Below are 13,247 nucleotides of genomic sequence, written 5' to 3' on the forward strand. Positions count from 1 at the left end.
TTTCAAATTGTCTCTTCAATTAAGAAGAATTGGTTGCGGGGGCCGGATTTCGAACCGACGACCTTCGGGTTATGAGCCCGACGAGCTACCAGGCTGCTCCACCCCGCGTCCGTGGATGCGCACTATACTCTTGGCGCGCGGCGATGCAACCCCTTTTTGAGTTAAAGCCTTAAATTTACAGCCAGTTGGTGAATATTAGTGCCATTGGGCGATTAATTGTACAGATGTGAGCGCGGTACCCTGCGGCGGATTTCATTCTTTCTGCCCCTTTGCTATCGTCGCGGTGCAAACAACCGAGAAAAAGAGAAAGTGATGAAAGGACATTGGGCGAAGTATGCACTGACAGGCGCGTTTCTCGCGCTGTTAGCAGGTTGTAGTTCCAAGCCGACCGACCGTGGTCAGCAATATATTGATGGCAAGCTGGAGCAACCGCTCGGGCTGGTCAATGAACCGAATGCTAAAGGGCGTCCGGTAAACGGCAGAGATTTTGGTGTTCAAATACAGCAGATTCAAAGTGCCTCCAGCGGCTTATACACTCGTAACACCGGCACTTATAGCGCCATCCAAAACTGGCTGCTTTCCGGTGCCGATACCCGTCAGTTGAGCCAGTTCGGTCTAAACGCTTATCAGATGGAAGGTACCGATAATTACGGCAACGTGCAGTTTACCGGCTACTACACCCCTGTAGTGGAAGCACGCTATACCCGCCAGGGGGAGTTCCAGTATCCGATTTATCGCATGCCGCCGCGCCCGCGTGGTCAGAAACTGCCAAGTCGCGCTTCTATATATAGCGGCGGTCTCGACGAACGCTACGTGATTGCCTGGAGCAACTCGCTGATCGATAACTTTATGATGGACGTGCAGGGCAGCGGCTACGTCGATTTCGGTGATGGTCGTCCAATGCGTTTCTTTGGTTACGGTGGCAAGAACGGCTGGGCTTATCATAGTGTCGGTAAGGAGCTGATCGACCGTGGCGAAGTGAAACGCGAAGATATGTCAATGCAGGCGATCCGCCAGTGGGCGCAGGAGCATTCTCCGGAGCAGGTGCGTGATGTATTGGAAACCAACCAATCCTTCGTGTTCTTTAAGCCCGAAGATTACGTGCCAGTGCGCGGTGCCAGTGCGGTACCGCTGATTGCCAAAGCCTCGGTGGCATCGGACCGTTCATTAATCCCGGCGGGTACGGCGTTGCTCGCCGAAGTGCCGCAATTGAACGAGAAGGGCAAATTCAACGGCAAGTATGAAATGCGTTTGATGGTGGCATTGGATGTTGGCGGTGCGATTAAAGGTCAGCATTTCGATATCTATCAGGGCGTAGGGCCAGATGCGGCGCACTTGGCCGGATTCTATAACCATTATGGCCGTGTCTGGGTGTTGAAAGCCGCACCGGGTGCTGGACAGCCGCTGTTCAGTAATCCGCAAAATGGCAATAATGGTTCACTGATCATTGGGGCGAATTGATATCGTAGCCGCTTAAAATCAGTCTGAGTTTGGATTTCCACCTGCGTACGTTGTAGCGGCGCGATTCATCGCGCAATAAATTGCATCGCTACAGCGTATGCGTTCTTCAGCGTGCGAATTTCTGCGCACCGCATCAAAAGGTTAGATATGAAAGTAGTCAGCGACGCCTGGCGGCAACGTTTTGGCGGCACCGGGCGTTTGTATGGTGAAGACGCGTTACAGCGCTTTGCCGACGCCCATTTTTGTGTGATTGGTATAGGCGGTGTCGGTTCGTGGTCCGCTGAAGCGTTAGCGCGCACCGGGATTGGTAAAATCACGCTGATCGATATGGACGATGTCTGTATCACCAACACCAATCGCCAGATTCATGCCCTGCAAGGCAAAGTGGGGCAGGCTAAGACTGAAGTGATGGCAGAGCGCATCCGTGCAATAAATCCAGAATGTGAAGTGGTTTGCATTGATGATTTCATCACGCCAGATAACACCGCCGAGTTGCTCTCAGCGGGATTTGACTATGTGATTGATGCGATTGATAGCGTGCGCCCAAAAGCAGCACTGATAGCCTGGTGTCGCCGTAACAAAATCCCTCTTATTACCACCGGCGGTGCGGGCGGGCAAATCGATCCGACGCAAATTCAGGTCAGCGATCTGGCAAAAACGATCCAAGATCCGTTAGCTGCAAAACTGCGAGAGCGCTTGAAAAGCGACTTTAAAATCGTGAAGAACAGCAAGGGAAAATTAGGGATCGATTGCGTGTTTTCGACAGAAGCGTTGGTCTATCCGCAGTTGGATGGCAGCGTTTGCAACTCCAAGAGCACCGCAGAGGGGCCAAAACGCATGGATTGCGCGGCGGGATTTGGCGCGGCCACCATGGTGACCGCCACATTTGGTTTTATCGCGGTTTCGCACGCGTTGAAGAAATTCCTTGCTCGTGCGGCCCGTCAGCCTGCCTGATGCACGCGCGCGGCACGGAGAATGGCGTCCGCTAACGCTTTTAAACCGCTGCTCCGTGAGGCGCTAAGCTGTGCTCGCAAACCTAAAGTGTCAAACAACGCCAGCGGATCTTGTGCTAACAGGTCCGCTGGCGTTTTGCCTTCCACTGCCGTTAATAACACCGCTAACAGACCGCGCACGATACGGCCTTCGCTGTCGCCGTAAAAATGCAGGGTGCCGTTTGGAAGCGCTTGGCTACTCAGCCACACCCGATTCTCACAGCCGCTGAGTTCAATCTCTGCTGTTTTCACTGTCTCTGACAGCGCAGGCAGTTGGCGACTGAGCTGAATCAACTGGCGATAGCGATCTTCCCATTGATGAAAATGGGCAAATTTCTCTTTCAGGCTGGCTTCGGTGATGACATCGCCAAACGGATGTGGGCCAATTAAGGTGGTCATTAGGTTATTCGCTCAGTAAATCGACGGCATGAAGCATGGCGCGCACCAGCGCATCCACGTCCTGCAAATTATTATAGGGTGCAAACGACACGCGCAATGTGCCGCTAACGCCGAGCGCTGCCATTAAGGGCTGCGCGCAGTGTTGTCCGGCGCGGAGTGCAATGCCTTGTTCCGCCAGTAGCGTCACGATATCGCTATGATGGATCCCTTGGATATCAAAGGCGAGCAGGCTGGCCTGACCGCAGCGAAAACTGCGGAAACCGGGGATATCACTCAACTGTTCTTCGGCCAGGCTGGCGAGCTGCTGGCTCCACATCTCTGCTTTTTCAGCGTGATGATGCGACAGCCACTCCAGTGCAGCGCTCAAGCCAACCACACCTGCAACGTTTGGCGTGCCTGCTTCAAAGCGCCAGGGTACTGGCTGCGGGGTGAAGCCATTGAAATCGACCTGCGTTAACATCTTGCCGCCGCCTTGCCAGGCATCCATTTCTTCCAGCAGTTCGGCTTTGCCGTAGAGCGCACCAATGCCCATTGGCCCATAAAGTTTGTGGGCAGAAAAAGCATAAAAATCGATATCCAGCGCTTGCACGTCCGGTGGGGCATGCACCACACCTTGTGCGCCATCCACCATCACTTTGGCGCCAGCAGCATGTGCCATTGCAATCGCCTGGGCCAGATCTGGGCAGCCACCGGTCACATTCGACATCTGGCCGATAGCCAGTAACCGGGTGCGCGCGTTGAGTAACGGGGGAAGCAGATTGATATCCGGCAGGCGATCAGCACCAATTGGCCATTTCACCACTTTCGCGCCCTTGGCCTGTGCTGCCATTAACCACGGCACCAGATTGGCATGATGCTCCGCTTCGCTTACGACAATCTCATCGCCTGGCTGCAGGCGAGGCATCAGCCAGCTATTGGCCACCAGGTTGATGGCTTCGGTGGTGCCACGCGTCCAGATAATCTGACGATCGTCTGCGGCATGAATCCAGCGGGCAACCAGGCCGCGTGCCTGTTCATATTTCTCTGTCAGTAGACGAGCGGCTTTGAACTGACTGCGATGCACCGTGCCAGCGCTTAACGAATAGAACTCTGCAGTTGCCTCTATTACGGCTTGCGGTTTCAGCGCGGTGGCGGCGCTGTCGAGGTAAACCCCAGCATCGTTGAGTGCGGGAAACTGCGCGCGGAAGGCGGTTGGGGAAAAAATGGTCATGCTCAACCCACTGTTTTGAATTTAAGACCAGGCTGAAAGCCTGTCGGTTGCCTGGCAAAGCTGGAAAAGCGCGTTATGCTAATTATTGCAAGGTTTGAACCGAAACCCGCATAACGAATCGACGATTTGTAGTCGATTTCACTTTTGCTGCCTCTGGTCAGCATGCGGGTGGTTTAATGCAATCAATCTGCAAGGAGATAGAAGATGAAAAAACTTACCGCAGTGCTGGCCGTGTGCACCATGGCCTTTACCCTGGCTGCCTGTTCGAGCAATTACGTGATGCATACCAATGATGGTCGCACCATTGTCGCGAGCGGCAAACCAAAAGTTGACGATGAAACCGGTATGATCAGCTATAAAGATGCCAATGGCAACAAGCAGCAGATTAACCGCTCAGATGTCAAAGAGATGGCAGAGATGGGTCAATAAACAGCAGACAAAAAAAAGCACCGCAATTTGCGGTGCTACATAAAATCACTTGGACAGACAGGGTAAATCTACAGGAATTAAAAGCTTGATCTGCAAAGGTCAGATCAAAATTGCAAACACAACATCACGACCACAAGCCAAAAGCTCTCCAAAAGTCTGCGATCTCTCGCACGTTTCTAGAAATCTTTTCGTTCCGGCTCAGGAAGTGCGGCAACTATAGGTATTTGCTGGAGCTTCCTCAACGGACAAATTATAATGTCTCGGATTAAAATAACTAATACGTAACGACTTTGTATAAGTTGGACTATTACCTTGTGAATCCGTAGACGGAAAACCATGTCAAAACGCCTTCCTCCGCTCAATGCTTTACGTGTCTTTGATGCTGCAGCCCGCCATTTGAGCTTCACAAAAGCCGCTGAAGAGCTGTTTGTTACCCAGGCTGCTGTCAGCCATCAGATTAAATCTCTGGAAGATTTCCTCGGTCTTAAGCTGTTTCGCCGGAGGAATCGTTCGCTTTTACTGACAGAAGAAGGTCAAAGCTACTATCTGGATATCAAAGAGATCTTCTCTGCAATTAACGATGCGACGCGTAAACTTCAGGCACGCAGCGCGAAGGGGGCTTTAACCGTCAGCCTGCTGCCCAGTTTTGCAATTCAGTGGCTGGTGCCACGCCTTTCCAGCTTTAATATGGCTTATCCGGGCATTGATGTTCGTATCCAGCTGTTGACCGTGACGAAGAGAAATTAGCCGACGATGTTGATGTGGCCATTTTCTACGGTCGTGGCAACTGGCCGGGATTACGTGTTGAGAAACTGTATGCCGAATATCTCTTGCCGGTCTGTTCTCCGATGTTGCTGACCGGTGACCATCCGCTTAAAGCAACCGCGGATTTGGCAAACGTTACGCTGCTGCATGATGCTTCGCGTCGTGACTGGCAATCCTACATTCGCCAGCTAGGCTTGCAGCACATTAATGTGCAACAGGGGCCAATTTTCAGTCACAGCGCCATGGTTTTACAGGCCGCGATTCACGGCCAGGGTGTGGCGTTGGCGAACAATGTAATGGCACAAAGTGAAATTGAAGCGGGTCGCTTGGTCTGCCCCTTTAATGATGTCTTAGTCAGTAAAAACGCTTTTTATCTGGTTTGTCATGACAGCCAGGCAGAACTGGGTAAAATAGCCGCCTTTCGTCAGTGGATCCTGGAAAAAGCAGCAAATGAACAAGAAAAATTCCGCTTTCGCTACGATCACTAATGCGTTGATTGCTGCACAGTGATGTGCAGTTTCATCTTTGAGGATTATTGAATGTCCAGTCGTGCCATGTTTGTGTTTGCGGCCATCAGCGGATTTCTGCTGGTGGCATTTGGTGCTTTTGGAGCACATGTGCTGAGCAAGTCGCTCGGCCCCGCTGAGATGGCGTGGATCCATACCGGATTGGAGTATCAGGCGTACCATACGCTGGCCGTTATTGGGTTAGGGGCGGCGATGCTGCGTCGCGCCAATATCTGGTTCTACTGGAGTAGCGCCTTGCTGGCGCTGGGTACCGTATTATTTAGCGGCAGCCTCTATTGTTTGGCGCTGTCGCATATGAAGTTTTGGGTTTTTGTCACGCCAGTGGGAGGCTTGTGCTTCCTGATTGGATGGTTCTTGATGTTGATTGGCGCGCTGCGTCTGAAACGAAAGGCAGATCGCCATGAATAAAGTTTTACTCTATTGCCGTCCGGGATTTGAGAAAGAGTGTGCGGCAGAAATCAGTGCCAAAGCCGCAGAGCGCGAGATTTACGGCTTCCCGCGTGTGAAAGATGATTCCGGCTACGTGCTGTTTGAATGCTACCAGCTTGAAGACGCGGAAAAGTTAATGAAAACGCTGCCGTTTGCCGAGCTGATCTTTGCTCGACAAATGTTAGTGGTGGGGGAATTGCTGCGCGAGCTGCCAACGGAAGATCGTATTACACCGATTGTCGGCATGCTGATGGGCGTGGTGGAGAAAGGCGGTGATCTTCGTGTTGAAGTGCCGGATACCAATGAAGCGAAGGAACTGACCAAGTTTTGTCGCAAGTTGACCGTGCCACTGCGTGCCAGCCTGCGTGCCAGCAATATTCTGTTGAACTACGAATCACCCAAGCGTCCTGTGGTGCATGTGTTCTTTATTGCGCCAGGTACGTGTTATGTCGGTTATTCACTGCCCGAAAACAACTCGCCTTTCTATATGGGCATTCCGCGCCTCAAGTTTCCTTCTGACGCGCCAAGCCGTTCCACTCTTAAGTTGGAAGAGGCATTTCATGTCTTTATCCCGGCCGATGAGTGGGATGAGCGTCTGGGCAGCGGCATGTATGCGGTAGACCTCGGTGCGTGTCCAGGCGGTTGGACCTACCAACTCGTGAAACGCAGCATGTGGGTATTTGCCGTGGATAATGGGCCGATGGCACCAAGTCTCATGGATACCGGGCAGGTGACCCATTGCCGTGAAGATGGCTTCAAATACCGCCCAAGCCGTAGCAACATCAGCTGGTTGGTGTGTGACATGGTGGAAAAACCAGTGCGTGTGGCGAGCCTCATGACAGAGTGGCTGGTCAATGGCTGGTGCCGTGAAGCGATCTTCAACCTCAAGCTGCCGATGAAAAAGCGCTATGAGGAAGTGACGCAAAACCTGGCGATGATGGATGCGGCGTTAAAAGAGCAGGGGATTAATGCGCAGATTCAGGCACGCCAGCTCTATCACGACCGCGAAGAGATTACCGTGCATGTGCGCCGGCTTTGGGCGGCTGTGGGCGGCCGTCGCGACGAACGCTAAATTTCCCGTCATACTTCGCGCCACAGGTGCGTTGGCTACGTTTATACGCCCCAGTCACATACTAATGTATGCTCCTGGGGACTTAATAAACTTGCCGCCTTCCTGCGACACGAATTATTTAGGGAAATTCTGCGTACTCTGTTAACTCTGTCTGATCTTCCGTCATACTTCGCGCCACAGGTGCGTTGGCTGCGTTTGCTCGCCCCAGTCACATACTGATGTATGGTCCCGGGGACTCACGTACTTGCCGATTCTGCTTCATACTTTGCACTACAGCGGCGTTGGCTGCACTTGCTCGCCCCGGTCACATACTAAAGTATGCTCTCGGGGACTCGCGCACTTGCCGCCTTGCTGTAGCACAAATTATTTCGCAGGATCTCTCTGGCTATACTGGTAGCGGCGCAACTTATTGCGCATATCGCATATCGAGATATTCAGGAGTTTGTGCGGCAGGGTGATTCCGCACATATCTTTCACGCCTTATATCGCAGCGTATTCAAATTTCCCTGCAACACTAAATCGCGTTTCAACGTTGAGACCTGACGGCAGATTTTTGCCATCTCTTGGTGATCGCGCAGTTTTTTCTGCCACTTCTCAGGGACCTGATCGAACTGTTGATAGATGGCTTCCAGCGTGCCGAACTGCATCAGCAACTCGCGTGCGCTTTTGGGGCCAATACCGGGCACACCGGGAATTTTACTGCTGCTGATGCCGCACAGCCCCCAGTAATCGGGTAACTGCGTGGGCGCGACGCCAAAATCTTGCTCAATAAAGGGCACATCCAGCCAGCGTTTCTGAAAATAATCGCGGATACGGATGTTAGGGACCAATAACTGGCAATAGCCTTTGTCGGTGGACACGATGGTAGCCTGATGCCCTGCATCGGCCATCTTCACCGCCAGCGTGGCGGCGAGATCGTCGGCTTCATCCAAATCGGCGACCCAACAGCTGACGCCTACGGCTTGAAAAGCTTGCTGAATGGCAGGCATCTCTAACTGCAATTCGTCTGGCATCGGCGGACGACCGGCTTTGTAATCTGGCAAAAGCTGGTGGCGCCAACCGGGATGGCGTTCATGGCTATCAAATACTGCCACGACATGGGTGGGCTGCGTGTGACCTAACAGCTGGTGCAGTGCAGCAACACAAGCATCGCGGCAGGGTGAACCTTGTACCGCATGCAGACGGCGGATCAGGTTCAGCGCATCAATAATAAGAAGATGAAGCGGCATAATGATTGTGGCAGCCCATAGGCTGCCTTCCTGAGAGGTTATTTGATGATTTCGTAGCAGGGAATGTAGGCGCTGCCTGGCAGCTTCATGCGTTGTTGTGCGACAAAGCCCTGCAGCAGTTCATCCATGCGATGCATGATGTCTGCGTCACCCTGAAGCTGATAGGGACCCTTCTCGCGAATTTCCCGAATACCGACCTCTTTAACGTTCCCGGCAACAATGCCAGAGAAGGCGCGGCGCAGGTCCGCAGCCAGTTTTTCTGCTGGCTGGTTAGGGAACAGCTTCAGATTAGCCATATTTTCGTGCGTCGGCAGGAACGGCACCTGTAACTCTGGCGCGATACGAATCGACCAGTTAAAGCTATAGGCATCACCCGTTTCACGGCGATACTCCTTCACCTGTGGCATGGCTTTCTTCATCAAGCGCGCGACTTCGGCGGCATCATCAATGATGATTTTGTAGTGCTTACGTGCGGTCTCACCCAAGGTATTGACGATGAAATCATCCAATACACGGAAATAGTCAGCGCTCTCTTTTGGACCGGTCAGAATCAGTGGCAGGACTTGATCGCTGTTGTGCGGGTTCATCAAAATCCCCAGCAGGTACAACAACTCTTCAGCTGTGCCGACACCACCGGGGAAGATCACGATACCGTGCGCGATACGAACGAAGGCTTCGAGACGTTTTTCGATATCTGGCATGATGATCAATTCATTCACCAGCGGGTTCGGTGGCTCCGCCGCGATGATTGAAGGCTCTGTCAGACCAATAAAACGGCTGTCGTGGTAGCGCTGCTGCGCGTGGCCAACCGCAGCGCCTTTCATCGGCGCTTCCATGACCCCAGGCCCACAGCCCGTGCAGATATTGAGTTCACGCAGGCCCATTTGGGTGCCGACATTGCGGCAATACTGATACTCCACCGCGTTAATCGAGTGGCCGCCCCAGCACACCACGGTATTGGGGTATTCGCCGATGTGCAGCGCGCGCGCATTACGCAGAATGGAAAACACCTGGTTGGTGATGTGTGCGGAATTGTCGGCGTTTTGTTTATCACTGTGATCAAGCTGGCCATTCACAAACAGAATGTCGCGCAGTACGGCAAACAGATTAGCCTGCAGTGAGCGAATAATGCGCCCATCGACGAAGGCTTCTTCTGGCGGATTGATCAGTTCCAGTTTTACGCCACGTTCACGGCGCAGCACGTTGATATCAAAGTTTTCAAAGCGGGAAAGCAGTTCATGACTACTGTCGGTCTGGCTGCCGGAGTTGAGCACCGCAAGTGAGCAGTTACGAAACAGCTGGTAGAGGTCGCTGCTGGCCGTTTGCTTCAGCATGTCAACTTCCAACTGGGAAAGCAGATCCATTGAGCCTAAAGGGCTGATATGTGTAATCAAGAGCACTCCTTTACACGCAAATGCGTGACTGATGACGCTGCGCTTTAACTGACTGAGCACAGTGACGAAAATCCCTGGAAACGCAGGTTATAACCCTCGCGCCTTGGACAGAGTAACGTTGTCCGCAGTCAATGCTCAAGTGGAACCGCGCATCCGTGCAGCGGCCTGCGAGGCATCTCGCAATCTGTTACTGGCGAACGAGGCGGGAGAAGCCAGGAGAGAAGGGCACGTTGCTGCGCCATGGATTGATATCCAGCCCACCACGACGCGTATAACGTGCGTAAACCGTCAGGGTTTCTGGTTGGCAAAAGCGTTGAATGTCATTGAAAATACGTTCAACACACTGCTCGTGAAATTCGTTGTGCTGACGGAAAGAGATCAGATAACGCAGCAGCGCCTCGCGGTCAATGCGCGGGCCTTTGTAGCGAATCATGACGGAACCCCAGTCCGGCTGATGGGTAATCAAACAGTTGGATTTCAGCAAATGGCTGACCAGCGTTTCCTCAACCACTTCGCTGCCTGCCGCTTGGGCCAGGTAATCGGCATTGAAAGCATAGTCATGGATTTCAATGTCCTGCTCGTCGATAACATCACCGTTGAAATGGCCAATCGGTTGACCTTCAATTTCGCTCAAACGGAAAAGTGCAACGCTGACTTCGCCGTTGGCGCAAGCACGGAGATCGCGCTCCAGCGTTTGGCGCACTTCGCCCCAGTCCGCGAAAACCGTCTGATTAAAACTGTTAAGATAAAGTTTGAAGCTCTTGGACTCGATTAGGTTTTCGCTGTCAGCACGCAACACGACTTCGCCTACCGCAACCTGCGGCACGCCTTTGCTGTTGAGCCAGGAGAGTTCGTACAACGTCCAGATGTCTGCTCCCTGAAAGGGCAGGCTATCGGGGTAGAGCCCCAGCGGTTCACGATTCAGGCTGCGCGGCACAGATTGCAACAGCGTGTTATCGTAGCGATCAACATAAGCCGTGGGCTTACCTAACGTCAGGCCGCTTAATGCCTGATCGCGGTTTTCAGAAGACATATCGGTTACCACTACATTCTTTCAAAGTGGCTAAGTGTAACCGATCACAAGCGAGAAGATGAATGATGCAGCAAACCGCAGACGCTCTGCGTGATTTTACCGCCCGTTATGTTCAGCACTGGCAGCAACAATCTGGGCATCTACCCGCTAGCGCAGATTTATTGGGGGTACCTTCGCCTTGTATCGTCGCCACGCTGGATGATCGCGTGTTATGGCAGCCACAGCCGTTCACATTGCCAGCAACGCTTGAAGCGGTTGAGCGTGCACTGGATATTCAGCTTCAGCCAGAAATTAGCGCCATTTATACCTCACAGTTTGCTGGAGATATGCTGGCCACCTTTGATCAGCAGCCGATAACTTTGCTACAGGTGTGGAGTGAATCAGACTTTACCCGCTTGCAGGAAAACCTGATTGGTCACTTGGTCATGAAGCGCCGCTTGAAACAGAGTCCAACATTATTCATTGCGACCACTGAATCCGAGCAGGATGTGATTGCGCTCTGTAACTTAACGGGTGAAGTTATTCTGGAACAGCCTGGTAGTAAAAATCGCCAAACACTGGCTGGCGATATCCAGACTTTTCTTAATGCTTTACAACCGGTTAGTGCCTGATTAGCAGAGTTTACACATATCCTGTGTAAGAGATCTCTCACATGGAGTGTGAGAGATCGCTAGATCATTTTGCAGCGTTTCGTAAGTATTGAATGTAAAAATATTGTGAATCATAAGCTTATGGGATCTCTCTTAAAATCAATATATGACTTAATCCATTAACGCTTCTTACTAGCTTGTTATTCCGATAGTTTCTGACAGAATAGTCACCACTGGCAGGAAGCCAAGGATAAAGAGACATTCAGGAGAATGTCAGCCAGGAGGCAGGAACGTAACGGAGTTTACGTCACAAGGAAGGCTTCAGGATGAAGCAGGACACTCAGGATTGAGTAAAGGACACCTCCAGGATGGAGAATGAGAGCCACGCAGGATGTGGTGGGCCTGGATGCCAAGGACAAATGTCACGATGACAAGCAACGGAAAGCATAGGAAGAGTTGTCATGGATGAGCAGGGAGCACAGCGGTGGCGGGAATGCTGCAAACGAAACCGGGAGCACTGTAATAACAGTGCTCCCTTTTTTTATGGCTTTTTTGCGCATTGAATGACTAGTGGTATGCTTGCCGCCCAATTTTCTCTGGAGGTGGCGTATGTCGTCGCAAATGGTTATTCAACAGCTGCAGCAGGTCGAAGCGGTGATGCGCGAACACGATCACTGGCAGACTCAATCCCCTGAGGCGGAAGCCTTCGCCAGCACCGAGCCTTTTTGTCTCGACACGCTTGAGCCTTTAGAGTGGCTTCAGTGGGTGCTCATCCCTCGTTTCCACGCCTTAATTGAAGCGCGTGCACCGCTACCTCAGAACTTTGCCATCGCGCCTTACTATGAAGTCGCGCTGCCCGATACGACCCCGGGCTACGCTGTACTACTCCTCACGCTAAACCAATTTGATGCGCTGTTTCAGGAACCCACTGCCTGATGCTGGAAATCCTCTATCAAGATGAATGGCTGGTAGCCGTCAATAAGCCGTCTGGCTGGTTGGTGCATCGTAGTTGGCTTGATCGCGACGAAAAAGTCGTGGTGATGCAAACGGTGCGTGACCAAATTGGTCAGCACGTTTTTACCGTGCATCGCCTTGATCGCCCCACCTCCGGCGTACTGTTAATGGCGCTCTCCAGCGAAGTGGCGCATTTGCTGTCGCAGCAGTTCGAGCAGCATAAAATGCAGAAAACCTATCACGCGGTGGTGCGCGGTTGGCTGGATGGCAGCGCGACGCTCGACTATCCGCTGGTTGAAGAGCTGGATAAGATTGCCGATAAGTTCGCGACTCAGGAACGTACGGCGCAGCCCGCGGTGACCGATTATCGCTCACTGGCGCAGGTTGAGATGCCGGTGGCGATCAGCCGTTACGACAGCGCGCGTTATACCCTGGTGGAAATGTCACCCCATACCGGTCGCAAACATCAGTTGCGTCGTCATATGGTACATCTGCGTCATCCGATTATTGGCGATAGCGCCCATGGAGATCTGCGCCAAAACCGTGGTGCTGCAGAGCACTTTGGTATGAATCGATTGATGCTGCATGCCAGTGCGTTGAGCCTGACCCATCCGGTAACCGGAGCGCCTTTAGTGATCCGCGCCGGGTTGGATCGCGTCTGGCAGGGTATGCTGCAACAGTTTGGCTGGCAGGATCAGATCCCTGAGGTTCCCAGGGTTGAGTTTGCCGACGAGGCAGTCCAGGATAAGCCAACAGAATAAAG

The 13,247-nt window shown here is 52.5% G+C and carries 13 protein-coding genes, 1 tRNA gene and 1 pseudogene; 9 read left to right on the plus strand and 6 right to left on the minus strand.

Going from position 1 to position 13,247, the window contains the following annotated elements:
• Positions 1-30: 30 nt before the first annotated feature.
• Positions 31-108 (minus strand) — tRNA-Met (locus HA51_RS20215).
• Positions 109-312: 204 nt separating this feature from the next.
• On the opposite strand from HA51_RS20215, the gene mltA reads away from it, so the two are divergent.
• Together mltA and tcdA are read left to right on the plus strand one after the other, a co-directional pair.
• Positions 313-1,461, plus strand: a complete 1,149-nt coding sequence (gene mltA, locus HA51_RS20220; RefSeq protein ID WP_084936373.1) for a murein transglycosylase A — start codon at positions 313-315, stop codon at positions 1,459-1,461.
• Positions 1,462-1,608: 147 nt separating this feature from the next.
• Positions 1,609-2,415, plus strand: a complete 807-nt coding sequence (gene tcdA, locus HA51_RS20225; protein ID WP_084936374.1) for a tRNA cyclic N6-threonylcarbamoyladenosine(37) synthase TcdA — start codon at positions 1,609-1,611, stop codon at positions 2,413-2,415.
• On the opposite strand, the gene csdE is transcribed toward tcdA, so the two are convergent.
• Together csdE and csdA are read right to left on the minus strand one after the other, a co-directional pair.
• Positions 2,403-2,852: a cysteine desulfurase sulfur acceptor subunit CsdE gene (gene csdE, locus HA51_RS20230; RefSeq protein ID WP_084936375.1), complete on the minus strand. Its 450-nt coding sequence runs from the start codon at positions 2,850-2,852 to the stop codon at positions 2,403-2,405. The genes tcdA and csdE overlap by 13 nt on opposite strands.
• Positions 2,853-2,856: 4 nt before the next feature.
• On the minus strand, positions 2,857-4,062 hold the full coding sequence (csdA, locus tag HA51_RS20235; RefSeq protein ID WP_084936376.1) for a cysteine desulfurase CsdA: 1,206 nt from the start codon (positions 4,060-4,062) through the stop codon (positions 2,857-2,859).
• A 204-nt stretch (positions 4,063-4,266) separates the two neighbouring features.
• Here csdA and HA51_RS20240 point away from each other — a divergent pair, with 204 nt between their 5' ends.
• The 4 genes and pseudogenes from HA51_RS20240 (at position 4,267) to rlmM (ending at position 7,284) form a co-directional block, all read left to right on the plus strand.
• Positions 4,267-4,491 (plus strand): YgdI/YgdR family lipoprotein, encoded by a 225-nt coding sequence (locus tag HA51_RS20240; protein WP_084936377.1) that lies wholly within the window; start codon positions 4,267-4,269, stop codon positions 4,489-4,491.
• A gap of 336 nt (positions 4,492-4,827) precedes the next feature.
• Positions 4,828-5,744 (plus strand): annotated as a pseudogene (locus HA51_RS20245) (transcriptional regulator GcvA).
• 51 nt (positions 5,745-5,795) lie between these two features.
• Entirely contained in the window at positions 5,796-6,191 is a 396-nt protein-coding gene (locus HA51_RS20250; RefSeq protein WP_039330690.1) for a DUF423 domain-containing protein, read from the plus strand.
• Entirely contained in the window at positions 6,184-7,284 is a 1,101-nt protein-coding gene (gene rlmM / locus HA51_RS20255) for a 23S rRNA (cytidine(2498)-2'-O)-methyltransferase RlmM (protein WP_084936378.1), read from the plus strand. Before HA51_RS20250 ends, rlmM begins: the two co-directional genes overlap by 8 nt.
• 473 nt (positions 7,285-7,757) lie before the next feature.
• Here the strand turns inward: rlmM and xni are convergent, their stop codons facing one another.
• From xni to queF, 3 genes are all read right to left on the minus strand, one after another.
• Positions 7,758-8,513: a flap endonuclease Xni gene (gene xni / locus HA51_RS20260; RefSeq protein WP_084936379.1), complete on the minus strand. Its 756-nt coding sequence runs from the start codon at positions 8,511-8,513 to the stop codon at positions 7,758-7,760.
• A gap of 38 nt (positions 8,514-8,551) precedes the next feature.
• Positions 8,552-9,907 (minus strand): nucleotide 5'-monophosphate nucleosidase PpnN, encoded by a 1,356-nt coding sequence (ppnN, locus tag HA51_RS20265; protein WP_084936380.1) that lies wholly within the window; start codon positions 9,905-9,907, stop codon positions 8,552-8,554.
• 187 nt (positions 9,908-10,094) lie between these two features.
• Complete coding sequence (gene queF / locus HA51_RS20270; protein WP_084936381.1) at positions 10,095-10,940, minus strand: NADPH-dependent 7-cyano-7-deazaguanine reductase QueF; 846 nt, start codon at positions 10,938-10,940, stop codon at positions 10,095-10,097.
• A gap of 62 nt (positions 10,941-11,002) precedes the next feature.
• On the opposite strand from queF, the gene syd reads away from it, so the two are divergent.
• From syd to truC, 3 genes are all read left to right on the plus strand, one after another.
• Positions 11,003-11,551, plus strand: coding sequence for a SecY-interacting protein (gene syd / locus HA51_RS20275; protein ID WP_084936382.1), 549 nt, complete (start codon positions 11,003-11,005; stop codon positions 11,549-11,551).
• 588 nt (positions 11,552-12,139) lie between these two features.
• Positions 12,140-12,466, plus strand: coding sequence for a YqcC family protein (locus tag HA51_RS20280; protein WP_084936383.1), 327 nt, complete (start codon positions 12,140-12,142; stop codon positions 12,464-12,466).
• Entirely contained in the window at positions 12,466-13,245 is a 780-nt protein-coding gene (truC, locus tag HA51_RS20285; protein WP_084936384.1) for a tRNA pseudouridine(65) synthase TruC, read from the plus strand. The genes HA51_RS20280 and truC overlap by 1 nt, the downstream gene beginning before the upstream one ends.
• Positions 13,246-13,247: the final 2 nt, after the last annotated feature.

Origin of the sequence: Pantoea rwandensis, assembly GCF_002095475.1 — a bacterium.
GTDB classification, from domain to species: Bacteria; Pseudomonadota; Gammaproteobacteria; order Enterobacterales; family Enterobacteriaceae; genus Pantoea; species Pantoea rwandensis.

What these genes read in the sequence shown, in the direction of transcription:
- mltA (WP_084936373.1), top strand. Translation starts at nt 313, where the DNA reads ATGAAAGGACATTGGGCGAAGTATGCACTGACAGGCGCGTTTCTCGCG.
- tcdA (WP_084936374.1), top strand. Translation starts at nt 1,609, where the DNA reads ATGAAAGTAGTCAGCGACGCCTGGCGGCAACGTTTTGGCGGCACCGGG.
- csdE (WP_084936375.1), bottom strand. Translation starts at nt 2,852, where the DNA reads ATGACCACCTTAATTGGCCCACATCCGTTTGGCGATGTCATCACCGAA.
- csdA (WP_084936376.1), bottom strand. Translation starts at nt 4,062, where the DNA reads ATGACCATTTTTTCCCCAACCGCCTTCCGCGCGCAGTTTCCCGCACTC.
- HA51_RS20240 (WP_084936377.1), top strand. Translation starts at nt 4,267, where the DNA reads ATGAAAAAACTTACCGCAGTGCTGGCCGTGTGCACCATGGCCTTTACC.
- HA51_RS20250 (WP_039330690.1), top strand. Translation starts at nt 5,796, where the DNA reads ATGTCCAGTCGTGCCATGTTTGTGTTTGCGGCCATCAGCGGATTTCTG.
- rlmM (WP_084936378.1), top strand. Translation starts at nt 6,184, where the DNA reads ATGAATAAAGTTTTACTCTATTGCCGTCCGGGATTTGAGAAAGAGTGT.
- xni (WP_084936379.1), bottom strand. Translation starts at nt 8,513, where the DNA reads ATGCCGCTTCATCTTCTTATTATTGATGCGCTGAACCTGATCCGCCGT.
- queF (WP_084936381.1), bottom strand. Translation starts at nt 10,940, where the DNA reads ATGTCTTCTGAAAACCGCGATCAGGCATTAAGCGGCCTGACGTTAGGT.
- syd (WP_084936382.1), top strand. Translation starts at nt 11,003, where the DNA reads ATGATGCAGCAAACCGCAGACGCTCTGCGTGATTTTACCGCCCGTTAT.
- HA51_RS20280 (WP_084936383.1), top strand. Translation starts at nt 12,140, where the DNA reads ATGTCGTCGCAAATGGTTATTCAACAGCTGCAGCAGGTCGAAGCGGTG.
- truC (WP_084936384.1), top strand. Translation starts at nt 12,466, where the DNA reads ATGCTGGAAATCCTCTATCAAGATGAATGGCTGGTAGCCGTCAATAAG.